This is a genomic window from Plantibacter sp. MCCC 1A11337, from assembly GCF_013349365.1.
GTDB classification, from domain to species: domain Bacteria; phylum Actinomycetota; class Actinomycetes; order Actinomycetales; family Microbacteriaceae; genus Plantibacter; species Plantibacter flavus_A.
Map to the genome: position 1 here is coordinate 404,558 of NZ_JABJWX010000002.1, position 23,061 is coordinate 427,618.

At 69.9% G+C, this 23,061-nt stretch carries 26 protein-coding genes; 17 read left to right on the plus strand and 9 right to left on the minus strand.

The window, feature by feature from the left end:
- The first annotated feature begins 14 nt into the window (after positions 1–14).
- The 6 genes from HOW07_RS09205 to HOW07_RS09230 all read left to right on the plus strand — a co-directional run bounded on the left by HOW07_RS09205 (position 15) and on the right by HOW07_RS09230 (position 6,622).
- Complete coding sequence (locus tag HOW07_RS09205; protein WP_217485243.1) at positions 15–932, plus strand: hypothetical protein; 918 nt, start codon at positions 15–17, stop codon at positions 930–932.
- 2 nt (positions 933–934) lie between these two features.
- On the plus strand, positions 935–1,720 hold the full coding sequence (locus HOW07_RS09210; protein ID WP_175116732.1) for an HpcH/HpaI aldolase/citrate lyase family protein: 786 nt from the start codon (positions 935–937) through the stop codon (positions 1,718–1,720).
- A gap of 67 nt (positions 1,721–1,787) precedes the next feature.
- Positions 1,788–2,570: an SDR family NAD(P)-dependent oxidoreductase gene (locus HOW07_RS09215; protein ID WP_175116733.1), complete on the plus strand. Its 783-nt coding sequence runs from the start codon at positions 1,788–1,790 to the stop codon at positions 2,568–2,570.
- A 57-nt stretch (positions 2,571–2,627) separates the two neighbouring features.
- Positions 2,628–3,860, plus strand: a complete 1,233-nt coding sequence (locus tag HOW07_RS09220; RefSeq protein ID WP_175116734.1) for an iron-containing alcohol dehydrogenase — start codon at positions 2,628–2,630, stop codon at positions 3,858–3,860.
- A complete protein-coding gene (locus HOW07_RS09225; RefSeq protein WP_175116735.1) occupies positions 3,857–5,326 on the plus strand; it encodes an NAD-dependent succinate-semialdehyde dehydrogenase in 1,470 nt (489 codons plus the stop codon). Before HOW07_RS09220 ends, HOW07_RS09225 begins: the two co-directional genes overlap by 4 nt.
- Before the next feature lie 108 nt (positions 5,327–5,434).
- Positions 5,435–6,622 (plus strand): cobalamin-independent methionine synthase II family protein, encoded by a 1,188-nt coding sequence (locus HOW07_RS09230; protein ID WP_175116736.1) that lies wholly within the window; start codon positions 5,435–5,437, stop codon positions 6,620–6,622.
- 21 nt (positions 6,623–6,643) lie between these two features.
- Here the strand turns inward: HOW07_RS09230 and HOW07_RS09235 are convergent, their stop codons facing one another.
- Positions 6,644–7,552 carry a cation diffusion facilitator family transporter gene (locus HOW07_RS09235; RefSeq protein ID WP_175116737.1) on the minus strand — a complete coding sequence of 303 codons (909 nt, stop codon included), beginning with the start codon at positions 7,550–7,552 and terminating at the stop codon, positions 6,644–6,646.
- A gap of 69 nt (positions 7,553–7,621) precedes the next feature.
- Positions 7,622–7,834, minus strand: a complete 213-nt coding sequence (locus HOW07_RS09240; RefSeq protein WP_064295385.1) for a DUF2945 domain-containing protein — start codon at positions 7,832–7,834, stop codon at positions 7,622–7,624.
- A gap of 146 nt (positions 7,835–7,980) precedes the next feature.
- Here HOW07_RS09240 and HOW07_RS09245 point away from each other — a divergent pair, with 146 nt between their 5' ends.
- Together HOW07_RS09245 and HOW07_RS09250 are read left to right on the plus strand one after the other, a co-directional pair.
- Positions 7,981–8,187 carry a hypothetical protein gene (locus HOW07_RS09245; RefSeq protein WP_175116738.1) on the plus strand — a complete coding sequence of 69 codons (207 nt, stop codon included), beginning with the start codon at positions 7,981–7,983 and terminating at the stop codon, positions 8,185–8,187.
- A 50-nt stretch (positions 8,188–8,237) separates the two neighbouring features.
- Positions 8,238–9,512, plus strand: a complete 1,275-nt coding sequence (locus HOW07_RS09250; protein WP_079000677.1) for a threonine/serine exporter family protein — start codon at positions 8,238–8,240, stop codon at positions 9,510–9,512.
- A gap of 51 nt (positions 9,513–9,563) precedes the next feature.
- Here the strand turns inward: HOW07_RS09250 and HOW07_RS19820 are convergent, their stop codons facing one another.
- Entirely contained in the window at positions 9,564–10,652 is a 1,089-nt protein-coding gene (locus HOW07_RS19820) for a GrpB family protein (RefSeq protein ID WP_371743627.1), read from the minus strand.
- Between the two features lie 58 nt (positions 10,653–10,710).
- On the opposite strand from HOW07_RS19820, the gene HOW07_RS09260 reads away from it, so the two are divergent.
- The gene (locus HOW07_RS09260; RefSeq protein WP_175116739.1) at positions 10,711–11,295 is read left to right on the plus strand and encodes an NADPH-dependent FMN reductase; all 585 of its coding nucleotides are present in this window, start codon (positions 10,711–10,713) and stop codon (positions 11,293–11,295) included.
- A 25-nt stretch (positions 11,296–11,320) separates the two neighbouring features.
- Here HOW07_RS09260 and HOW07_RS09265 read toward each other — a convergent pair whose 3' ends face one another.
- The gene (locus HOW07_RS09265) at positions 11,321–12,436 is read right to left on the minus strand and encodes a zinc-binding alcohol dehydrogenase family protein (protein WP_175116740.1); all 1,116 of its coding nucleotides are present in this window, start codon (positions 12,434–12,436) and stop codon (positions 11,321–11,323) included.
- A gap of 100 nt (positions 12,437–12,536) precedes the next feature.
- Here HOW07_RS09265 and HOW07_RS09270 point away from each other — a divergent pair, with 100 nt between their 5' ends.
- Positions 12,537–13,103 (plus strand): TetR family transcriptional regulator, encoded by a 567-nt coding sequence (locus tag HOW07_RS09270; RefSeq protein ID WP_175116741.1) that lies wholly within the window; start codon positions 12,537–12,539, stop codon positions 13,101–13,103.
- Between the two features lie 123 nt (positions 13,104–13,226).
- Here HOW07_RS09270 and HOW07_RS09275 read toward each other — a convergent pair whose 3' ends face one another.
- Together HOW07_RS09275 and HOW07_RS09280 are read right to left on the minus strand one after the other, a co-directional pair.
- A complete protein-coding gene (locus HOW07_RS09275) occupies positions 13,227–13,496 on the minus strand; it encodes a hypothetical protein (protein WP_175116742.1) in 270 nt (89 codons plus the stop codon).
- Between the two features lie 70 nt (positions 13,497–13,566).
- Positions 13,567–14,613 carry a LacI family DNA-binding transcriptional regulator gene (locus HOW07_RS09280; protein ID WP_175116743.1) on the minus strand — a complete coding sequence of 349 codons (1,047 nt, stop codon included), beginning with the start codon at positions 14,611–14,613 and terminating at the stop codon, positions 13,567–13,569.
- A 159-nt stretch (positions 14,614–14,772) separates the two neighbouring features.
- On the opposite strand from HOW07_RS09280, the gene HOW07_RS09285 reads away from it, so the two are divergent.
- From HOW07_RS09285 to HOW07_RS09305, 5 genes are all read left to right on the plus strand, one after another.
- Entirely contained in the window at positions 14,773–16,068 is a 1,296-nt protein-coding gene (locus HOW07_RS09285) for a sugar ABC transporter substrate-binding protein (protein ID WP_079000688.1), read from the plus strand.
- Positions 16,069–16,144: 76 nt separating this feature from the next.
- Positions 16,145–17,062: a carbohydrate ABC transporter permease gene (locus tag HOW07_RS09290; RefSeq protein WP_064295793.1), complete on the plus strand. Its 918-nt coding sequence runs from the start codon at positions 16,145–16,147 to the stop codon at positions 17,060–17,062.
- 2 nt (positions 17,063–17,064) lie between these two features.
- On the plus strand, positions 17,065–17,988 hold the full coding sequence (locus tag HOW07_RS09295; RefSeq protein WP_371743628.1) for a carbohydrate ABC transporter permease: 924 nt from the start codon (positions 17,065–17,067) through the stop codon (positions 17,986–17,988).
- A gap of 2 nt (positions 17,989–17,990) precedes the next feature.
- Entirely contained in the window at positions 17,991–19,967 is a 1,977-nt protein-coding gene (locus tag HOW07_RS09300; RefSeq protein WP_175116744.1) for a glycoside hydrolase family 127 protein, read from the plus strand.
- 52 nt (positions 19,968–20,019) lie between these two features.
- The gene (locus tag HOW07_RS09305; RefSeq protein ID WP_175116745.1) at positions 20,020–20,670 is read left to right on the plus strand and encodes a DUF805 domain-containing protein; all 651 of its coding nucleotides are present in this window, start codon (positions 20,020–20,022) and stop codon (positions 20,668–20,670) included.
- Positions 20,671–20,705: 35 nt separating this feature from the next.
- Here the strand turns inward: HOW07_RS09305 and HOW07_RS09310 are convergent, their stop codons facing one another.
- Both HOW07_RS09310 and HOW07_RS09315 read right to left on the minus strand, forming a co-directional pair.
- Complete coding sequence (locus tag HOW07_RS09310) at positions 20,706–20,849, minus strand: hypothetical protein (protein ID WP_175116746.1); 144 nt, start codon at positions 20,847–20,849, stop codon at positions 20,706–20,708.
- A 22-nt stretch (positions 20,850–20,871) separates the two neighbouring features.
- Positions 20,872–21,315, minus strand: coding sequence for a YciI family protein (locus tag HOW07_RS09315; protein ID WP_175116747.1), 444 nt, complete (start codon positions 21,313–21,315; stop codon positions 20,872–20,874).
- Positions 21,316–21,529: 214 nt separating this feature from the next.
- Here HOW07_RS09315 and HOW07_RS09320 point away from each other — a divergent pair, with 214 nt between their 5' ends.
- A complete protein-coding gene (locus HOW07_RS09320) occupies positions 21,530–21,733 on the plus strand; it encodes a three-helix bundle dimerization domain-containing protein (protein WP_064295795.1) in 204 nt (67 codons plus the stop codon).
- 20 nt (positions 21,734–21,753) lie between these two features.
- On the opposite strand, the gene HOW07_RS09325 is transcribed toward HOW07_RS09320, so the two are convergent.
- Positions 21,754–21,942 carry a hypothetical protein gene (locus HOW07_RS09325; protein ID WP_121293111.1) on the minus strand — a complete coding sequence of 63 codons (189 nt, stop codon included), beginning with the start codon at positions 21,940–21,942 and terminating at the stop codon, positions 21,754–21,756.
- Positions 21,943–22,130: 188 nt separating this feature from the next.
- Between HOW07_RS09325 and HOW07_RS09330 the strand changes: the two genes are divergently transcribed.
- Positions 22,131–22,931: a sugar phosphate isomerase/epimerase gene (locus tag HOW07_RS09330; RefSeq protein ID WP_079704551.1), complete on the plus strand. Its 801-nt coding sequence runs from the start codon at positions 22,131–22,133 to the stop codon at positions 22,929–22,931.
- Positions 22,932–23,061 lie beyond the last annotated feature (130 nt).

The following is a 23,061-nucleotide window of genomic DNA, read 5'->3' on the forward strand; positions in this document are numbered from 1 at the left end:
CGCAAGGAACCCCCATGACGATGTATGCCAACGACGACATCCGCTCACGACTGGCCACGACGACACCCCCGTCCGCGTCGGCGGTCGATCCGGGCACTCCGGTGAAACCGTCGCAGTGGATCGCGTTCCATGACGTCGAATCCACGGAGACCAGTCCGGCCGGCGGTCGCACCTGGATCGCCAGAGCGGCCAACCTCGTGATCGCCTACTCCGACGCCCGCGCCGGGGACCGGCTCGCCCGCACCGGGCAGCCCGACGAGTACGCCGTCCTCCTGTACTCGGACAGCGCCGCGCTCCGGATCACGGCGGGAGCGACGGACGTCACGGTCGACGAGGAGGCGTTCGTCGTCGTCCCACCCGGCGACAGCGAGATCGAGGTCCTGGCCGACGGCCCGGTCATCCGCTTGTTCTCCACCCGCGCCGAGGACCTCCTGCAGCAGGCCTCGAACGCCGACGCGTACGCCGAACCCGACGAACGGGCCGCGCCACTCGTGCCGTGGCCCGACCCGGTCGGCGGCTTCGCGCTGCGGGTGTACCGCCTCGCCGACACCCCGATCGCCGAGGGACGGTTCGGCCGCATCTTCCGGACGACGAACCTGATGGTCAACTTCCTCGCGGAGGAGCCCGCGCCGCGCGACGCCCACAAGCTCTCGCCGCACTTCCACGACGACTTCGAGCAGATCTCCTTCGGGGTGAAGGGCCGCTTCCGGCACCACATCCGCTACCCCTGGGGACCCGACTCGGCCACCTGGCGCGAGGACGAGCACGCCGAGATCGGTACGCCGTCGATCTGCATCATCCCGCCGCCCACCGTCCACACCACGCAGGGCGTCGGTGAGCACCAGCAGCTGCTCGACATCTTCGCTCCACCGAGGGTCGACTTCTCGGCCTCCGGCTGGGTGTTGAACGCCGACGACTACCCGGCCGCGTGACCATGACGAGCAAGCGCTCGAGCCGGTTCCGCGCCGCGCTCGCCGACCCCTCCGGACCCGCCCTCGGCACCTGGGTGAAGCTCCCTGCGATGGAGAGCATGGAGCTCGTGGCGCTCGCCGGCTTCGACTTCGCCGTCATCGACCTCGAACATTCGCCGTTGAGCATCGAGACGGCCTCACAGCACATCGCGGTGGCTTTGCTGGCCGGGGTCTCACCCATCGTCCGTATCCCGTCGCTCGACGGCGGGATCGTCCAGCGGGTGCTCGACGCCGGTGCGGAGGGGATCATGCTCCCGCACGTGGACTCGGTCGAGCAAGCAGAGGCCGCCGCAGCCGCCGTCCGCTTTCCACCCCTCGGCACGAGGGGGGTCGGCAGTACGAGTCGGGCCGGTGCCTGGGGTGCGACCTCACGGGAGGAGTACCTGCGGTTCGGGCAGGAGGAGGTCGTCCTGATCGCCCAGATCGAGAGCGCCGCCGCCGCACGGGCCGCCGGCACGATCGCAGCCGTCGCCGGTGTCGACGCCCTCCTCATCGGCGCCGCCGACCTCTCCACGAGCGAGGGCCGCAGCGAGACGGACCCGGTCGTCGCCGCGCTCATCGCCGACGCCGTCCGCGACACCGTCGCGGCAGGGAAGCCCATCGGCAACGCGGGCGGTGCGTCGGCGGCAGCCGTCCGGGCCTCCGTCGACGCCGGCTACCGCTTCACGGTGATGAGCAACGATGCCAGTCTGCTCGGAGGCGCGGCGTCCGCGGCGGTGCAGGCGGGCCGAACGGTGCGGTACGCCTGATGACCGCCGCCCGCCGCGACACACCCACCGTGCACCGCTCCCAAGCCACCCGTTGGAAGGACCCTTCATGACCGCAGCACCCGTCACGACCCCGCAGCAGCCGCTCCTCGACGGCAAGGTCGTCCTCGTCATCGGTGCGAGCGCCGGGATCGGTGCCGACGCCGCGCGTGTCTTCGCGCGGCACGGTGCCTCCGTCATGCTCGTGGCGCGGACCGCAGGACCGCTCGCAGCGGTGACCGAGGACCTCATCACCGCCGGGTTCGACGCCGCGTCGACCACCGGTGACATCAGCGTCGGTGCCGACGTCGCGCGGATCGTCGACGCCACCATGGAACGGTTCGGCAGGCTCGACGGCGCGTTCAACAACGCGGCGCTCACCCAGGCTGGTCGCCTGGACGAGGTGATCGAGGAGGACTTCGACCGCATCCTCGCCGTCAACGTGAAGGGCGTGTGGCTGTGCATGCGCGAGGAGCTCCGCGTCATGCGGGAGGCCGGAGTCGGCTCGATCGTCAACGTCAGCAGCATCGGCGGACTCCGCGGCAGCTCCGGCATGGGCGCCTACCAGGCCACGAAGCACGCCGTGATCGGCCTCACCCGCACGGCCGCACACGACAACGGGCCGCTCGGTATCCGCGTGAACGCCCTTGCGCCCGGACCGACCGAGACAACGATGCTCGACCAGACCCGCGCCGCCATCCCCGGCGGGGTGGAGGCGCGGATCGCCGCGACGCCACTCCGCAAGGCCGGGACGGGCGCCGAGGTCGGCGAAGCTGCCGCCTGGCTCCTCAGCGACCTCGCGAGTCACACGAGCGGCGTCGTCCTCCCCGTCGACGGCGGCTTCAGTGCCTGACACCGATCACCGCCCGCCCGCCCGACCCGCACCCATCGACCAGACAGGATCCCCCGCATGACCGAGACCGGAACCCTCCGGCTGCCGCCCCGCATCCACGTCGGCTTCGGCGTCCGCCACCAGCTCCCGGTCATCATCGGGGAGCACGGGAGGCGGGTGTTCGCCGTCGTGGACCCGTTCCTCGCCGGTTCACCCGAATTCGTCGCGATCGTCGACGCGCTACGAGCCGGCGGGTCCGAGGTCGTCGTGTACACCGACGTCCTTCCGGAACTCCCGGTCGACTCGCTCACCGAGGCCGGTGTCGTCGCCGCGGCCTTCGCTCCCGACGTCGTCCTGGCCTACGGCGGGGGCAGCGCGCTCGACGCAGCGAAACTCGTCGCCGTGCTCGTCGCACACGGCGGGGTGCTCGCCGACTACTACGGCGAGAACAACGTGCCCGGACCCATCCTCCCCATCGTGGCCGTACCGACGACCGCCGGGACGGGGTCCGAGGTGACGCCGGTCGCGGTGATCTCCGACCCGGACCGGGAGATGAAGATCGGTGTCTCCAGCCATCACCTCATCCCGGTCGCGGCGGTGGTCGACCCGGAGCTGACGATCGGGGCGCCGCCCTCGGTCACCGCGTACGCCGGCATCGACGCGCTCGTGCACGCCCTGGAATCGTTCACGGCAGCGCACCTGCCGCTCGACTGGGCGTCTCAGCTGCCCGTCTTCACCGGGCAGAACCTCTTCGTCCGGCACCTGGCGCTCGAGGCGATCCGACGGATCGCGCCGAGCCTGCCCCGGGCCGTCGCCGACGGGACGGACCGTGAGGCCCGAGCGGAGGTCGCTTACGGCAGCCTGCTCGCCGGCATGTGCTTCGGTCCGACCGGCACGCACCTCTCGCACGCGGTGCAGTACCCGGTCGGTGCGATCACCAAGACGCCACACGGGCTCGGTACCGGGCTCATGATCCCCTACGTCCTCCAAGCGTGCGTGCCCCTCATGCCTGAGCGGCTCGCAGCCATCGGCGCCGCCCTCGGTGGGACCGAGTCGGACGTGCGGGCAGCCGCGCAGGACGCCGTGGACCGGGTCGCCGAGCTCTGCCGCAGCATCGGTATCCCGACGAGCCTCGCCGAGATCGGAGTTCGGGCCGACCAGCTGCCGCGCATCGCGGAGCTGACGCTGCAGTCGAAGCGACTTGTCGACATCTCACCGATCGGCTCCGACCCGGAGCTCATCGACACCATCCTCCAGGCCGCCCACGCCGGCGACCGATCAGCCCTCCGAGCAGACACGGACGCACGATGACCACCACCACACCAGCCACGACCCTCAGCACCACGCGGACGAAACCGATCGCGCAACTCTTCATCGACGGCGCCTGGCGGCCCGGTTCCGACGGAGGGACCTTCCCCGTCGTCGACCCCGCCGACGGCAGCACGATCGCCGACTTCGCCATCGCGACCCGCGAGGACTGCCTCGCCGCCGTCGAATCCGCCGCGCGCGCACAGACCTCCTGGGCAGCGACGTCTCCGCGGGAGCGTAGTGAACTGCTCAGAGCGGCCTACGAGCTCCTCACCGAGGAGGTCGAGACGCTCGCCGAGATCATGATCCGGGAGAACGGGAAGTCCTACCGCGACGCCATCGGTGAGGCGAACTACGCCAAGGAGTTCTTCCGGTGGTTCGCCGAGGAGGCCGTGCGCATCCCCGGCGACTACCGACTCTCCCCGAGTGGCGACAAGCGGATCGTCGTCGACCGGCAGCCGATCGGCGTCTCCCTCCTCATCACCCCGTGGAACTTCCCCGCCGCCATGGCGACGCGCAAGCTCGCGCCCGCGCTCGCCGCCGGGTGCACGGTCATCCTCAAACCTGCGCGGGAGACGCCGCTGGCCGCCGCGTTCGTCGTCGACGTCCTTCGCCGGGTCGGCTTCCCGTCCGGCGTCGTGAGTCTCGTCACGCCCGTGCCGACCGGCCCGATCGTCGCGGAGATGCTCGCGCACCCGGCCGTGCGGAAGCTGTCCTTCACGGGATCGACGGAGGTGGGGCGGGAGCTCCTGCACGCCTGCGCCGACACCGTCGTGAGCGCATCGATGGAGCTCGGCGGCAACGCGCCGGTCGTCATCCTGCCGGGGGCGGACCTGGAGCTCACCGTCCGCGAGTCGCTGCTCGCCAAGATGCGGAACGGTGGGTCCGCCTGCACGGCGGCGAACCGGTTCTACGTCCACACGAGTGTCCATGACGCCTTCGTCGCTCGGATGGCCGAGGCGCTGGCGGAGGTCCGGGTCGGACCTGGACTCGACCACGACAACGACCTCGGCGCGCTCGTCTCGGTCCACGAACGGGACAAGGTGGCCGGGCTCGTCGATGGGGCGGTGCGCGATGGTGCCACCGTGATCCAGGGCGGCCGCAGCTCGGAGGACGGGGCGTTCTACGACGCGACGCTCGTGACCGGTGTCCGCCACGGATCGGAGATCACGACCACCGAGATCTTCGGACCGGTCACCGCCGTGGTGCGGTACGACGACATCGACGAGGCGGTCCGCATGGCGAACGACACCGTGTTCGGGCTCATGGCCTACGTGTTCGGCGAGGAGCGGGAGGCGGTCGCGGTCGCGCGCCGCCTCGAGGCGGGCATGGTGGCGATCAACCGCGGCGTCGTGAGCGACCCGGCGGCCCCGTTCGGCGGCGTCAAGCAGAGCGGACTGGGACGCGAGGGGTCGAGCGAGGGCATCCTCGAATTCCTGGAGGAGCAGTACATCGCACTGACGGCGTAGCGGGGGCAGGCTGGCGGCGTCGGGATCGATACGGCATCGTGGGAGGCCGGACCTGCTCTCGACAGCCGCGTCCACTTCCACCTCTGCCACGCACCGAGGAGCTCACGCATGACCGACCGCATCCTGACCACGCACGCCGGGAGCCTGCCGCGCACGCCCGAGTTGACCCGGTTGCTCGTGGCGCGCGACCAGCGGCGGCCGTTCGACGTGGCCGAGCTGGAGGAGGTCACGGCGGATGCGGTGGCCTCGACGGTCGCCGCACAGCTCGCCACCGGTCTCGATCTCATCAACGACGGCGAGGTCCCGCGCGTCGGGTTCTCGACCTACGTCCTCGAACGCATCGAGGGGTTCGGCGGTGCAGGACACCGCAAGCCGACGCTCGACTCCGTGCGATTCCCGGATTACGCGGCGTTCCAGGCGAAGCAGATCGTCGAGGGTGCGGACGTCGCACGGGTGTGGGATCCGCCGATGGCTCAGGGGCAGCTCGTGTACGACCCCACGCTCGCCGGCATCACCGCCGATCTGGACGGCTTCGAGCGGGAGCTCGCCGTGCAGGCGGACCAGGGACGCACACCTGCCGGCACCTTCTTCTCGGCGGCCACGCCGGGTATCGTGTCGACGACGCTGCTGCTCGATGCCGCGAACCCCTTCTACGGCGACGACCGCGCCTACGTGTTCGCGCTCGCCGAGCAACTGCGGATCGAGTACGAGGCGATCGTCGCCCGAGGTCACGTCCTGCAGCTCGACGCCCCGGACCTCGCCATGGAGCGGGTCATCCAGTTCGGTGACGCGACGCTCGAGGAGTTCCTCGTGGCCGTGGATCTGCACGTCGACGCGCTCAACCACGCCATCCGGAACATCCCCCGCGAGCAGGTCCGGCTCCACGTCTGCTGGGGCAACTGGCAGGGCCCACACCAGGACGACGTCCCGGTCGACGTGCTCCTCCCGCACCTCTACCGGGCACGGGTCGGTGCGTTCAGCATCCCGCTCGGCAACCCGCGGCACCAGCACGAGGCGCCGGCGTTCCGCGAGCATCCGCTCCCCGAGGGCGCGCTCCTCATCCCGGGGGTCGTCGACGTGACCACCAACTACCTGGAGCACCCGCAGGTCATCGCGAACCGCATCGTGGAGGTCGCCGAAGCCGTCGGTGACCCGACGCGCGTCATCGCGGGCACCGACTGCGGGCTCTCCACCTTCGCGAGTTACGAGTTCGTCGCGACCGATGTCGCGTGGGCGAAGCTCGGTGCGCTCGTCGAGGGCGCTGCGATCGCGTCGAAGCGGCTGTTCGGCGCCTGAGTCCTCGGCTCGGCGTCGCGCTCAGACGGTGATCGACGGCTCGTCGCTCACCGAGAGCGTGAGCACGGCCTTGCCGATGAGGTCGTCCTGCTCGAGGTCACCCTCGAGTCGGCGGAGCTGGCGCGCGACGTCGTTCTCGCGGTCGTCGCCGACGAGGTCGACCGACGCGACGAGGAAGAGGCGTTCCGGCCCGCTGAACTCGAGGTACAGCGCCGTGACCCGTTCGATCTCCGGGTGTGACAGGAGCGCGGTGACGGTCTGTGCGCGGTACGCGGGGCTCGGTGAGGCTCCGAGGAGATAGCGCCGGTTGCGGTTGATGAGCAGCAGCGCGACCCCGCCGAGCAGGACACCGATCGCGATCGAGCCGATCGCATCCCACACCGGGTCGCCGGTCACCTGGTGGAGGCCGATGCCGGCCCCGGCGATGATGAGGCCGAGCAGTGCTGCGGAGTCCTCGAAGAACACCGAGCGGAGCGTCGTGTTGGAGCCGTTCACGATGTAGTCGAAGAAGCCGCGGCCGTACTTCCTCGCCGTGCGCCGGCCCTCGAGGATCGACTGGGTGAAGGAGAAACCCTCCAGGAGGAAGGCGACGCCCAGCACGAGGTAGCTGAGGGCGTAGTCCTCCATCGCCTCCGGTGCGGTGATGCTCTGGATGCCGTGCTGGATCGAGACGACCGCACCGACGGTGAAGATCCCGAAGGCGGCGAACAGCGAGAAAATGTACGCGTCACGGCCATAGCCGAGCGGATGTGCGGCGTCGCGTCGCTTGTCGGCCCGTTTGTCGGCGATGAGGAGGAAGATCTCGTTCCCCGCGTCGGCCCACGAGTGCGCGGCCTCGGCCAGCATCGACGCCGACCCGGTGAGCGCGGCGACGATGGACTTGGCGATGGCGACGATGACGTTGGCCAGGAAGGCGATCACGACGGTCATGCGCCAACGCTACGCCCAGCCGGGGTGCGCCGCGTACGCCCGGACATCCGGACGACCGCGGTCAGGGCCTCAGGATTTCAGGACGCGCAGCGCGGAGCCCTTGTGGGCGGCCTTCGCGCCGGTCTTCTCCGACTCCACGATGAACGCGGGCTCGTCCTTCGACGCCGTGAAGTGCTGGCCGTCGAACTGGAAGTCCGCGGTCTTCCGCTCGACGACCTTCCCCTGCGTCCGCCCCTGCGAGGTGCCCCACGACACGCGGTCGCCCACTCGTACGTCTGCCATGCTGCCTCCTCGGCGCTCACACGCCGCGAGCGAGCGACGTGTGAGCGAGGATGCCAGCGTGTCGGCGGCCGCACAAGCGCTTGCGCCGCGCGAGCGCAGGGGATATCCCCCGAGGCCCAGGGGCTCCGCGGGCATAGCGTGTCCCCATGGCCTCGTTCACCCCGGGAAGACCCCGACTCGCGTTCGGTATCGGCATCGTGGCTGTCGTGCTCGGGGTGGCGCTCATCCCGGTCGCCGTCGCGAACGCCCACGGCGAGTACGGCTTCCATTTCTGGTGGATCGTCATCGTCCCGATCCTCGCCGGCCTGTACTTCGGTGTGGCCGGAGCCGTCGCGCTCCGCAACCGCCGCTGAGGTCCGCGGCGGCCCAAGGCGTCCCTGGGATCTCGCGTACCGTTGGCGGGATGAGTGACGACGCCGCGACCGATGAGCACCGCAGGACGGCTGCGCACGCCTACAGCGCGCTCGGCTGCCTCCTCCTCGACGCCGGCACCTCCGTCACCGACGTCCGGGACTCCCTGGAGCGCGCCACGGTCGCATCGGGCGACGAGGGTCTGGCCTTCTCGGTGCTGCCGCAGCTCATCATCGTGAACGACGTGCGCACCGGTGCGGTGCTCGCGGCCGGCAACACCCACGGCGAGCTGTCGTTCCGCGGCGCGGCGCGGGCGAACCGGCTCATGCGCGAACTCGAGCTCGGACACTGGCCGGTCGGTGACCTGCCGGCCCGCATCCAGTCGATCCGGGAGACGCCGCGCCCGCATGCGTCGATGCACTGGGTGGTCGGGAACCTGCTGCTCGCGGGAGGGCTCGCGCTGCTGTTCCGCTGCCCATGGTGGGCGATCGTCGCATCGATGCTCGTCGGCGCCTTCGTCGGCCTCGTCATCACCCTGCTGGCGCGGTGGCGGGGAGCGGTCGCGATCGCCCCGTTCGTGACGGCGTTCGTGTCGACGACGCTCGTCGGGACGCTCGCATCGGCCATGGATCTCGGCCCCGTACCGCTGTTCGCCGTCTGCGCGCCGATCGCGATCCTCGTCCCCGGCGCACTCATCACCAACGCCCTGCTGGAACTGACGGCGACCGACATCGTGACGGGCTCGGCGCGCCTGATGTACGGGCTCATCGTGCTCGCCTTCATGGCGGCCGGGATCTCGGCCGGGGCGCTGCTCACCGGCCTGTCGATCGACCCCGAATCGACGGCGCTCGTCGGTCAGGTGGTCCGCGGGAGCTCGGACCTCGTCGGGTGGGAGTCGGTCCCGCCGCTGTGGTTCACGTGGATCGGCGTCGTGATGCTCGCGGCCGGGATCGGGATCGCGTTCGGCTCGGGACGCTCCCTGACGCTGCTGACCATCTGCGTGATGGCGTTGACCTACGCGGGCATCGTCCTGTTCGCCCCGCTCGTGGGGAACGCGGTCGCGACGGGGCTCACCGCCGGGCTCGTGTTCGTCGTCGCTCGCATCGTCGAGCGGTACTCGGCGGCGGTGCCGTCCAACGTCACGTTCCAGCCGGCCCTCCTCATGCTCGTGCCGGGCACTGTGGGACTCGTGTCGCTCGCGACGCTCGAGGGCTCAGCGGTCACGGCGGCGCTGACGGTCTTCATCAGTCTCTGCGTCGGCGTCAAGACGGCGGCGGTCCTGACGGGGGTCGTCATCCCGCCGGTGCGTGCGACCGCCCGTCCCTGAGTCGCCCGGAATGGTCCGAAACGGTGCCGAATTCGTACAGATTCGGGCGAGTCAGCGGCTCCGCGCTGCCCGCGCTCGCGCCTTGATCGCGACGATGACCTCGGTCTTCGCATCGGCGTAGTCGTTCATGTCGTCCCAGGGCCTCCCGAGCAGCTCCCGCTTGGTGCGCTCGTACAGCGCGCGGTCGTCGGCGTCGGACCGCAGATGGTCGCGGAGGAGGAGGTACTCGTCGATCTCCGGCGCGCCCTGCTCGTAGAGGTGCACGTGGACGTCGCGCTCCGGCGTCCGCACCATTCGATGGCGGGGCTCACGGACGCGCAGCACGTAGCCGGCTGCCAGCAAGGGGTCGAGGTAGTCCTCCTCCGCCGCGATGTCCTCCACGGCGACCACGATGTCCACGATCGGCTTCGCCGCGAGTCCGGGCACCGAGGTCGAGCCGATGTGCTCGATCACGACGGCACCGGTCCCGCCCGCGCTCGTTCCAAGGGCCTCGATGATCCGCTGCCGGTGCTCACGGTACCGTTCGGGCCACGCCGGGTCGGCGTCGTGCAGCTCGACCCGGACCGGCTCGGGGCCTCCGACCAGCTCGAGCGTCGTGATATCCGGGCGGCGGGGGCGTCGGCGCAAGCCGCTCTGGATGGCACGGATGTTGTCGCCGAGCACCCCCGAGACCAGCAGCCCGGTGCCGAGCGGACCCGAGGAGTCCGTGCCGAGTGCCGGCAGGAGGCGGAGCGCCGACCGGACCGGGGCACTCACGTGGTCGAGCTGCCAGGCGATCTCGGCCGCGCCGGCTCCGGCCTGATGCAGCTCGGCGGCCTTCACCGCGTAGGCGGCGGCGCCGAGCGCGTGGGCTCCCATGTGCGCGACACCCGCGGCCTGCCCGGCCGACCACGCGGCGGCCTTGGCGGCGGGTGAGGACACCGCCTGCGAGGCCCGGTTGGCGACGAAGCGTCGGCGGATCTCCCCGGCGGTGTCGAGGTCGCCGGCTGCGAACGCGCGGGCGCGGGCGATCGCGTCACGTGGACGATCGTCGTCCGGCGCCTCCGCTTCGAACAGCGGCAGGACCCGCTCGGCGCAATCGGCGGCCCACGAGGCGACGAGACGGCGGTCGGCTTCACTGAGTGACTGCGGCGAGGGCATGTTCCACCCTCGCACACCCGCCGCGCTCACGTGTGGGCTGCCGGGCTAGCGTAGAGGGATGGCCTCCTTGAACCTGCCTGTGATCTCCTGCAGCCTCGATCCGGCGAGTCGGAGCCGGACCCTCGCCTCGGCGAGCAGCGAGCTGCTGCGCGAGCAAGGTCATGACTCGTCCGTCATCGATCTGGCCGAGATGGAACTGCCGCCGTTCGACAACGATCGGGTCTTCGAGAGCCCTGCGTTCCGTCGGCTGCATGCGTTGATCACGGCTGCCGACGGCGTCGTCCTCGCCTTCCCGGTCTACAACTGGGCACCGGCCGCGACGGTGAAATCGCTCATCGAGGCGACCGGCGCGACCGGCGAGGACGGCAGGGTCGCCGCCTGGTTCGACAAGGTCGTGACCTTCGTCTGCGCCGCCGGCCTGCCGCACAGCTACATGGCGACAGCCACGCTCGGGCAGTCGCTCATGCTGGACTTCAAGTGCGTCATCAACCCCTACACGGCCTACCTGTCGGAGCGGGACTGGGAGGCGGCCGGCGTGCTGACAACGGATCGTGCCGAGCGGCTCGCCAAGACGATGACCGTGCACGCGGAGCTGTCGGGGCTCCTCGCCGAGCGGAGCTACCGCTCGGTCTGGGATGTGTGAGGGCCGAGCGGCACGGTCCCGCGTCTCACAACCGCACGACGAGCTTGCGGGCTGAGACGCCGCCGTGGAGGCGGTCGAGGGCCGGCTGGATCGCCTCGAGGCCTTCGCCGACCACCTCGGGAGCGGGCGCGCAGAGGTGTCGTCCGGCGGCGAGCGCACCAGGCAGGTAGTCCTCCCACAGCATCGGCCCGACCTCGTTGGTCATGAGCGAGCTACCCCACACGTACCGCGCCGAGATCCCCGCCCGTCGGGCACGCACCTGGAGTGCGACGTTGGCCGCCACGAGCCGGGTCATGGTGCGGACGAACGTCAGACTCGGGCCGGCCCGACGGGGGAGCGACCCGAACGACACCGACGGGCTCGCGAGCGCGACCCGGCGTGCCCCGGTGGCGGCGGCGACGGCGACGGCTGGTTCTGCGGAGCCGGTCCCGACGGCGAGGACCCCGACGACCGAGGAGCCATGGAGGGCGTTGACGAGATCCGCCACGACGGTCGGGCTGCGGTAGTCGAACACGAGGTCGGCACCGAGCTCGCGCATCCGGTCGTGGTTGTGCGGCGAGGCCGTGGTCGCGACCCGGTGGCCGGAGGCGACCGCGAGCTGGATGGCGTTGCTCCCCACGCTCGTCGCGCCGCCCCAGACGACGACGGTGGTCCCGGTGGGGGTGGGGTGCTCCGAGGGGTGGGGGAGCGCGAGGTGGTCTCGTTGGAAGAGGGCGGTCGCGGCCGTGGAGATCCCGAGCGGCAGGACGACGGCGTCCTCGTCTCGGAGACCGTCCGGGATCGGGGCGGCGAGATCCGCCCGCACGACGGTGAACTGCTGGAACCCGCCCTCGGCGTCATGGCGTCGACCGCGCTCCATGCCGACCGCGTACGCCACGACGCGGTCGCCCACGGCGAAGCGACGGACGTTCGACCCGACGGCGACGACCTCGCCCGCGACGTCCTCACCGAGCACGGCGGGAACCGGCAGCCACCGGTACATGAGATTCCCGGTCTGCTGCTTGACGTCGTCGAGCGGGTTCACCGCGACCGCACGGTTCCGGATGAGGAGTTCGCCCGGGCCGGGGTCGTGCATCGCGGCGGTGCCGACGACGAGGTCGGCGCGAGGTGCTGGCAGCCAGGCTGCGGTGTTCGTCGGCATGGGGTCTCCAGGAAGCATGCGGGTGGATGTCGTGATGACGACATGATGTGCCATCACACTACACCTGACGACACGACGTGTCATCGGCTATCCTGATCGCATGGCACGCTGGGCACCCGACGCGGCTCTCCGACTCGAGAGTGCTGCGATGGCGCTGTTCGCCGAGCGGGGCTTCACGGCGACGACCGTCCCGGAGATCGCCGAAGCCGCCGGGCTCACCACCCGCACGTTCTTCCGCCACTTCGCCGACAAGCGCGACGTGCTCTTCCTCCGCGAGCGAGAGCTCCCGACCGTGGTCGGACGGCTGGTCGCTGCGGCGCCACCAGGACTCGACGCGCTCGCGCTCGTGATGTCCGGCCTCGAGACCGTGGCAGGCGGCGAGCTGCAGCGTTGGCGGGACGACATCGCCGCCCGCCGCGCCATCATCCGGTCGGAGCCGCAGCTGCGTGAGCGGGAACGGCTGAAGTCGGCGGTCCTCACCGATGCGATGCGCGATGCCCTCGCGGAGAGCGGTGTCACGTCAGCCGACGCGGCGCTCGCCGCCTCCCTCGGTTCGGCGCTCTTCGACGCCTCCCTCGAGCAGTGGCTCGCCGGACCGGACGACGTGCTCCTCGTCGACGTGCTCCGCGCGATGCGCGCCCGACTCGGCGACCTCGCGGGTAGCTAGGGCCGGTCCCGGCTCCGCGTCTGCTTCTCCGGGAGCCCGACCTGCCGCGGGATGAACGCCACCGCGCTGCAGACCGCGATCGCAGCGACCCGAGCAGAGAGGCTGCCGCGGGTGAACGGGTCCTCAGTCGCCGCCGCCCCCACCGCCCCCGTCTCCACCGCCGCCGGAGTCGCCACCACCGCCGCCGTCCCAACCGCCGGAGTCGGAGCCGCCGTGGTGGCCACCGCCGTGGTGACCGTCGCCGCCGACGATGAACGGCATGCCGGAGTCCGACGTCGTACCACCGCGATGCTTCGACCCGCCGGCACGTCGTCCGGCCTGCACGGTGATCGTGACGACGATGACCGCGACGACGGCGAGGACCGCGATCATGACGACGGTTGAGGTGTCCATGGCTCGACCGTAGCGATGTCCGACGGCTGTCGCATCACCCGCGCGGCGAGTATCGGGGTCAGGCCGGACCTCAGCGCCTCGGGATCGTGGAACCGCGGAGGACGAGGCGGCCCGGCAGGTACTCGACACCCTGGGCGACGTCCGTGCCCTCGATCGCCTCGAAGATGCGGGTGGCGGCGAGTCGGCCGAGCTGTTGGAGGTTCGCGTCGATCGACGATAGCTCCGGCCGCGAGTTGGTGGCCAGGATCTCCCAGTTGTCGAAGCTGACGACGGCGACGTCGCTCGGGACGTCGCGCCCGAGGTCGCGGACGGTGTCGAGGACGCCGCGGGCGATCTGATCGGAACCGGCGACGATGCCGTCGATCTCCGGGTGCTGTGCCAGCAGCATCGCCGCCGCATCGCGACCCCAGTGCTCGGTCCACTCCGAGAACATCGGCGTGCCGACGAGGTCCAGGCCCGCCGCGGCGAGGGCGTTCTGCACGCCCGTCACGCGGTCCCTGGCCGCCGCGTACTGCGGTTCACCCGTGATCATCGCGATACGGGAACGGCCGCACGCGATCAGGTGCTCGACGGCCAGGCGCCCGCCGTCGCGGTTGTCCGGGGTGATCGACACGTCGGTCGGGTCGTCGGACGGCGCGTAGGCGTAGACGACCGGGACGGGTAGTTTGTGACCGAGCGAGGGGCGTGGGTCCGTCGTGCGGCCCACGACGATGATGCCGTCGACGCGGCGGGTGAGGAGCGCGTTCAGGTGGTGCTGTTCGCGGATGGCGTCCCCGCGGGCGTCGCACAGGAACACGTTCACCTGCCCGGCGCCGAACGCGTCCTCGGCGCCCATGAGGATGGGGATGACGAAGCGGCCCTCGAGGTCGCTCGTCAGGAGGCCGACGGTGCCGGTGCGCCCGTTGATCAGGCTCCGGGCGAGTTCGTTGGGGGTGAAGGCGACCTCCTTCGCGGCGTCGAGCACCCGCTGTCGGGTCTTCGGGGCGACCTCGCTCCGTCCGTTGATGGCCTTCGAGGCGGTGGCCATCGAGACGCCTGCGATCCGGGCGACGTCGCCCAAGGTCGCCGCTCGGCCGGGGGTACCGGTTGCCGAAGCACCGACATCACTGTCTGGCATTGCTCCCCCTCTTCGTTTCCGAAACGTTACCGGACTTCGCTCTTGACGCTACACCGATCCCAGGCTAGCTTTACCGAAAGGCGTTTCGAGAGTTTCGAAAACCTCCCATGCACCGCCGGGCCCGACCGGTCCGCTCAACGATGAGTCAGAGGAGTCACCATGCGCAGCACGCACACCAGACGGATGCAGCGGGTCGGAGGGGTGTTGGCCGCCAGCGCCCTCCTCGTCGGCCTCGCCGCCTGTTCCTCCGGGGGCGGTGGCAGTTCCCCACTCGCCAGCGCCGGGCCCGAGGGCGTCGACGATGGATCCGAGCTCACGCTCTGGACCCGCGCCCCACTCGAGAAGCAGGCGAAGCTCCTCGTCGAGGCCTACAACGCCTCGCACGAGAACCAGGTGAAGCTCACCGTGGTCCCGAACGACGACTACGTCGCGAAGGTCGGCGCGGCGGCCGGCTCCGACAGCCTCCCCGACCTGTTCGCCGCCGACATCGTGTACGTCCCGAACTGGGTCGAACAGGGCCTCTTCCAGGACCTCACCGCGAACATCGACGGGCTCGACTTCAAGGACGAGATCAACCAGGGCCACCTCGCCGCCGGCACCGCGGACGGCAAGGAGCACGTCCTGCCGTTCGTCCTCGACCTCTCGATGCTGTTCTGGAACAAGGAGCTCTACAAGGAAGCCGGGCTCGACCCCGAGCAGGGCCCGACCACACTGGCCGAGTTCGCCGAGGACGCGAAGGCCGTTCAGGCCCTCAACAAGCCCGACACCTACGGCACCGCGACCGGCCTCAACTGCGGCGGTTGTCTCGTCTTCACCTGGTTCCCCAGTGTGTGGGCCGACGGCGAGCAGGTCATGAACGAGGAGGGCACCGAGTCCCTCCTCGCCGAGGACGGCGCCAAGGAGGTCTACAGCACGTGGGCCGACCTCTGGAAGTCGGGCGCCGTGCTCCCGTCCTCGAAGGACGAGGCCGGACCCACCTGGACCGCCGGCTTCACCGAGGGCAAGGTCGGCGTCATGCCGTACCCGGCGACGCTGCTCTCCTCCACCCCGTTCGATGTGGGCGTGTCCGGCATCCCCGGACCGAAGGGCGGCGACTCGACCTTCGTCGGTGGCGACGGGATCGGCGTCTCGAAGGACAGTAAGAAGGCCGCACAGTCGTGGAACTTCCTCAGCTGGCTGATGTCCGAGGACGCGCAGGTCGGAGTCCTCGCGAAGGACAACGACGTCGTCTCCCGCTCCGACCTCGCCGAGAACGAGTACTCGAGCAAGGACCCGCGCCTCGTCACGATCAACGAGGTCGCCTCGAAGGGCGACACCCCGTACTCGCTGAACTTCCAGGAGGCCTTCAACTCGCCGACCAGCCCGTGGCTGACGCTCGTGCGGAACGCGGTCCTCGAGGGCTCCGACACGGTCGACGCCGACAACGACGCGATCACGGACGTGCTCTCGCAGTAGTCCGATCCGCCGGTGCGCCGCCGCATCCATCACCGCGACGGCGCACCGGCACCCACTCGTCTTGAAAGGTCCACCCATGAGTACCACCCTCGCCAGACGAGGCCCGACGGACTCGGTCGGTGCCAGGAAGCGTCGCGCCGTGCACGCCCGCACCGGCTGGTTGTTCGCGCTCCCCACCGCCGTGTTCGTCATCCTCCTGTTCCTCGTCCCGCTCGGTCTCGTGTTCCAGATGGCGGCCTCCGACTGGCCGCTCCTCGGTGGCAACCAGGGGTGGAACCTCCCCGAGAACTTCCCCAAGGCGATCGACAACCGGTTCTTCCTCGACTCGGTGGTCTTCACACTCAAGTACACGGCCATCGCGACGGTCCTGCTCATCGGCCTCGGCCTCGGCCTCGCGCTCCTCGTGCAGGAGTCCAGCCGGTGGAAGGGCTTCCTCCGCACCGCGTTCCTCATCCCGAGCGCCCTCGGCCTCGCCTCGGCGTCACTCCTCTTCTACGTGCTGTACTCGCCGATCGCGGGCCCGTTCGCCGACCTCACGAAGGCCATGGGCTTCACCTTCCTCGGGACCCCGGACGCGGCGCTCTGGTCGACGGTGTTCCTCATCGTCTGGCGCTTCGCCGGGTTCTACATGCTGCTCATGCTCGTGGGCCTGCAGGGCATCCCGGAGGAGGTCTACGAGGCGGCACGGATCGACGGCGCGTCGCGCTGGCAGACCTTCCGCGACATCACCGTCCCGCTGCTGAAGCCGACCCTCGCCCTCACGACGGTGATGTGCGTCACCGGCTCACTCCTCGCGTTCGAGCAGTTCTACATCCTCACCAAGGGCGGTCCCGACAACAGCACGATCACCATCGTGCAGCTCATCTACAACGTGGCGTTCCAGGGCCCGAACAACCTCGGCGTCGCCGGCGCGCTGTCGGTCATCGTGCTCGCCGCGCTCATCGTCATCAACATCGTGCAGATCCGCGCGTTCAGCAAGAAGGTCGAGGACTGAGCATGACCATCACCCGAAAGGAACCGGCCACCGTCACCTCGACGATGCCCGACGTCCGTGGTCACGGGCGCACGCGCGGCCGCGGCCACGACGGGAAGCCGACGAACTTCTTCGGTATCGCCATCCGGATGCCGTTCTGGATCTTCACCGCGGCGCTCGCCGTGATCTTCCTCTACCCGCTCGTCTGGACCGCCGTCCGCTCGGTGTCGCCGCTCGCCGGTACGAACCAGACCGAGGGGTGGGGGCTCGGCAACTACATCACCCTCGCCGGGTACCAGGACGGGATCCTGCAGTACATCGGCAACTCGGTGTTCGTCTCGTTGCTGACCGTGATCCTCACGCTCGTCATCTCGCTGTTCGGCGGGTACGCGTTCGCAAGGTTCCAGTTCCGCGGCAAGAACGCCCTGTTCCTCGCCACCATCGCGATCCTGATGGTCCCGTACGCGACGCTGCTGATCCCGCTGTACGTGCTGCTGAACCTCGTCGGCCTGTCGAACTCGCTCGTCGGTGTCGCGCTGGTGCTCACCATGTTCCAACTGCCGTTCTCGACGTTCATGATGCGCATCGCGTTCGAATCGATCCCGAAGGAGCTCGACGAGGCCGCCATGGTCGACGGCTGCAACGCCTGGACCGTGCTGTGGAAGGTGCTCGTCCCCGCGGTGAAGCCGGGCCTGATCACCGTCGGCCTGTTCGCGTTCCTCGCGGCGTGGAACGACTTCATGGCGCCGCTCATCCTCATCAACGACTCGGCGAAGATGACGCTGCCGCTCGCGGTGTCGAACCTCCGCGGCCAGGTGCAGGGCGTCGTCGACTACGGCGCGACCGAGGCGGGCGTCGTCGTCCTCGCGCTGCCGTGCATCCTGCTCTTCCTCATCCTCCAACGTCACTACGTGCGCGGCTTCATGTCCGGCGCCTTCAAGGGGTAACCATGAGCACCACCACCAGCACCACGCCCACTACGCCAACGACGTCGGTGATTGTCGCAGCCCCGGTCGTCCCCACCACCGGCGCGCTCACGCCGCTCGGCCTCGACGAGGTGCGCATCACCGACGGCTTCTGGGCCGACCGCCAGCAGGTCAACGGCACGGCGACGCTGCCCCACGTCGAGCACTGGCTCGAGCGGGAGGGGTGGCTCCGCAACTTCGACCTCGCCGCCGCCGGGACCCTTCCGAAGGGGCGCCGCGGACGCGAGTTCGCCGACTCCGAGGTCTACAAGTACCTCGAGGCCGTCGCGTGGGAGCTCGGACGGCTCGGCGGTGACGAAGCGCTCGAGTCGCGGTTCCGCGCGATCGTCGACCGGGTCGCCGCCGCACAGGAGGCCGACGGCTACTTGAACACCCGCTTCGGTCGCCCGGGTCAGGGTGAGCGTTGGTCGGATCTCGAGTGGGGGCACGAGCTGTACTGCCTCGGCCACCTCTTCCAGGCGGCCGTCGCCCGGGAGCGGACGAGCCCGGGCTCCGACGACGGGCTCCTCGGGATCGCGACGCGGGCTGCGGACCTCATCTGCGAGGTCTTCGGCACCGACGGCATCCAGTCCGTGTGCGGGCACGCCGAGGTCGAGGTGGGGCTCGCAGAGCTGTCACGGGTGACGGGCGAGCCGCGCTACCTCGAACTCGCGTCGCTGTTCGTCGAGCGTCGCGGCACCGGCGTGCTCCAGGACATCGAGTGGGGCCGCGCGTACTTCCAGGACGACGTGCCGATCCGCGAGGCGGAGGCGTTGCGTGGCCATGCGGTCCGCGCGAACTACCTCGCGGCCGGTGCCACCGACGTCGCGGTCGAGCACGGCGACGACGGCCTGCTCGACGCGCTCCGCGGCCAGTGGGACCGGACGATCGCACGCCGCACCTACCTGACCGGCGGTCAAGGATCGCACCACCAGGACGAGGCGTTCGGCGAGGACTTCGAGCTGCCGTCCGACCGCGCGTACTCCGAGACCTGTGCGGGCATCGCATCGATCATGTTCAGTTGGCGGCTGCTGCTCGAAGACCGCGACGTCCGCTACGCCGACCACATCGAGCGCGTCCTGTACAACGTCGTCGCGACCTCGCCGTCGGCCGCCGGCACCGCGTTCTTCTACGCCAACACCCTGCACCAGCGCACGCCGGGGGAGTCGAGTCCGGACGACGAGGTGTCGCCGCGGGCGTCGTCCTCCGAGCGTGCGCCGTGGTTCGACGTGTCGTGCTGTCCACCGAATGTGGCCCGGACGCTCGCGAGCCTGGCGGCGTTCGTCGCCACGAGCGACGACCACGGCGTGCAGATCCACCAGTTCGCGTCGGCGACGATCGACACGGTCATCGACGGCGAGCACGGCGGGCGCTTCCGTGCGGAACTCGCGACGGACTATCCGCGATCAGGCGTCGTCACCGTGCGCATCGTGGAGGCGCCGAACGGACCCGTGACCGTCTCGCTGCGCGTGCCGTCGTGGGCTGATGACGCGGTGGTGACCGTCCGACCCGTCGACGGTGCCTCCGTGGATCGTGCCGTCACCCCTGGTTACGCCGACGTCGAGCGGTCCTTCGTCCCCGGTGACGTCGTGGAGCTGACGTTCAGCGTCCGTCCGCGGGTCACCCTGCCGGATCCTCGCGTGGACGCCATCCGTGGCAGCGTCGCGATCGAGCGCGGACCCGAGGTCTACTGCGTCGAGTCGGTGGACCTCCCGGGCGGTGACGAGACGATCGCCCGCATCGAGGTGGGGGAGGGTGTCGTCCCCGTCGAGGACGCGGACGGTCGGTTGTCGATCGAGCTGCGCACCCGGAGTCTCGCCGACACCGCCTGGCCGTACGGCGACGCCTTCGTCGCGACGGGAGCTGACGAGACGTTCACCGCGAGCATCGCGCCGTACCATTCCTGGGCCGAGCGCGGGCCGTCCACGATGCGTGTCTGGATCCCGATCGCCCGGGCGTGAGGGCGGAGCGCGTCATACTGGTGTCTCGTCGACCAGCGATCCGGAAGCAGCCATGACGTATCCTCCGAACCCTCAGGTCCCTTCTGGCCAGCCGCCGTATGGCCAGCCGCCGTATGGCCAGGCACCCTACGGCCAGGCTCCGTACGGCCAGCCGCAGTGGGTCGCGCCCCCGCCCCGGGGCGCCAGCTCGCCGGACGACCTGACGCTGCCGCTCTATGGGGCGACGTTCCGTCAGGCGACCAAGCGGTTCTTCAAGCAGTACGCGAACTTCTCGGGTCGTGCATCGCTCAGTGAGTACTGGTGGAGTTCGCTGCTGACGACGCTCCTGATCCTCGTCCCGACGCTGCTGATCACCGTCGGCGCGATCATGACCGCTGTCTCCGCGGCAGCGGCCGCTGCAGAGGAGCGAGACCTGTCGGGGAGCGGATACGACTTCGCGGACCCTGGGCCCATGGGGTTCGGCGTCCGCGTCCTGCTCATCGCCGGCGTCGTGCTGCTGCTCGTCGCCTGGGTGGCGCTCATCGTGCCGAGTCTGGCGATCGCCTGGCGGCGCCTGCACGATGCAGGTTTCCCCGGCCCGTACTACTTCCTCACCCTCGTGCCGTCGGTCGGGAGCATCATCGTCCTCGTCCTCATGCTGCTGCCGTCGAAGCCCGAGGGGCAGCGCTTCGATCGTCCGGCGCAGGTGCCGTCCGCGCGCTGACGCCGTCCGCGCGCTGACGCCGCAGCAGACGAGCCTCACTGCGGTAGTGCGGCGACCTTCCGCAGCAGGACCTCACGCTCGCGGTCGTTCGCTGTGAGGTGCGCGGCGGTCAGGAGGTCCGAGCGCGCCTCCTCGTCGTCGTCCGCCGTGCCGATGCCGGTCCTGCCGGCGCCGGTCATGTCCGTCTCGCGTCGGTCGTGCTCAGGCAGGGTCGGCCGACGGCTTCGCCACACCTTCCTGCGCCCGCCACTCCTTCTCCTTCCGGAGGTACTCGTTGTCTGCGTGGTCGGCGAAGTCCGTCTCGTCGGTCACGCGGCGCACCTCGATCTTGTTACCGGGGCCGAGCGGAGCGCGGCTCGCCCATTCGATGGCCTCCTCGCGCGTGGCGACCTCGATGGTCCAGAACCCGTTGAAGAGCTCCTGGAGTTCGCCGTAGGGGCCGTCGGTGACGATCGGCGCCTCGGTCGTGAACTCGACGACGGCACCCTGCGCGGCATCGGTGAGGCCGTCACCGCCGACCATCACGCCGGCGTCGATCATCGACTCGTTGTAGGCGCCCATCGCGTTGATGACCGCTTCGAAGTCCATGTCCTCGAGCTTCTCGACGGACCCGCTGTTGCGCATGATGAGCATGTATCTCGACATCGTCTGCTCCAGTCGTCAGGGGCGCCGATCGCCCGCCTCACTCGGACGTCGAACGGCGAACGCGGAGATCGACATCACGGTCAGAATATCCTCGGCGGGTGCCCGACGGGGAGGGTGAACGGAGCGCGGCGATCAGGTGTCCGGCCGGAGAACAGCGGCGGACGGACGTCGAAGTTCACAGCCCAGGCAACAACTGTGGGTCGATACTGGGTCCATGGCAACTGAGATCGACCACGAAGAGATCATCCGTCAGCTCACCGCGAAGTTGAGCGAGAAGTACTCGGGGGTCGATTCCGCTCGGATCGGTGAGCTCGTGCGCGAAGAGGTCAGCGCGCTCGCTGAGCGTCCGGTCCAGGATTACGTGACCGTCCTCGCCGAGCGTGCGGTCAAGAAGTCGCTCAAGCGCTCCGAGAAGTAGCGGTCCCGCCTCGGGTCGGACTACGGCCGGTCGGGTCTGCTCGTCAGCGCCTCGATCGCGACCACGATGACGATGCAGACGACGAGCAGGGTGAACACGTTCGGGTTCAGGGTCAGCGCATAGACGACGACGGCGACCAGGACCAGGACACCGATGATGACGATCGCACGGCGTGGTGATCTCCGCCTCGTCCGGTCCAGGTCTGCCATGGTGCCCCCTCGCTGATGGTCGGTCGAATCTCCAGACTATGAGTGCCCGGCCACTCGCGCGTCCAGTCTCAGTCGGTAGACTCACATCGGGTACTTTTGTCGACGAGTCGACAGAAGCGGTTCCGTGCCGTGTGAGACAGGCGGGGAAGCGTCCGTCGGTGCCCGCCCGAAGCTACGAAGGAGTACCCATGAGCGCACCGTCCGTGCAGCTGTACACCGTCCGCGACGCCATCGCCGAGGACCTGCAGGGCGCCGTCGCCCGCATCGCCGAGATCGGCTTCACGAAGGTCGAGCCCTACGCGTTCGTCGAGCGCGCGGCCGAGTTCGAGACCGCCTTCGCCGCCGCCGGCGTCACGGCCCCGTCCGGCCACGCGCCCGTCATCGACGCCGCCGACCCGGCGGTCGCGTTCGACGCGGCGTCGCGGCTCGGGATCGGAACGGTCATCGACCCGTTCATCCCCACCGACCGCTGGCAGACCGCCGACGACGCCGCACGTCTCGCCGAGCGCGTCAACGAGCTCGCCGTCCAGGCGGCGGCGTCCGGCCTGAAGTTCGGCTACCACAACCACAACTGGGAGTTCTCGACCCACGTCGACGGGCGCCCGATCTTCGAGCTCTTCGTCGAGCAGCTGTCGCCCGAGGTCGTCCTCGAGATCGACACCTTCTGGTCGACGGTCGGCGGAGCGGACACCCCGGCGTTCCTCCGTTCGCTCGGGGACCGCGTGCAGTTCCTGCACATCAAGGACGGCATCATCTCCGGTGACATCGCCACCGCGCTGCCGAGCAGCGAGAGCGCGCTCGTCGTGCCCGACGCGCTCGCCCAGGCGTTCGCGAACCAGCAGCCCGCAGGTCAGGGCCAGGTCGACATCCCGGCGATCCTCGCCGCCGCACCGCACGCGACGCGTGTCGTGGAGTTCGACGGCTACAGCAAGGAGATCTTCGGCGGCGTCGCCGAGTCCTACGCCTGGCTCGCCGAGAACGACAAGTAGGCGCGCAGCACCTCGACAGGCTCGGTGACAGGGGGACCCGTTCCCTGAGCTGCGCCGCACTGAGTCTGTCGAGGTGTCGAAGGGCCCGCGGGGATGCGTGTTCTGGGCGTATAGGTGTGTTCGGGGGCAC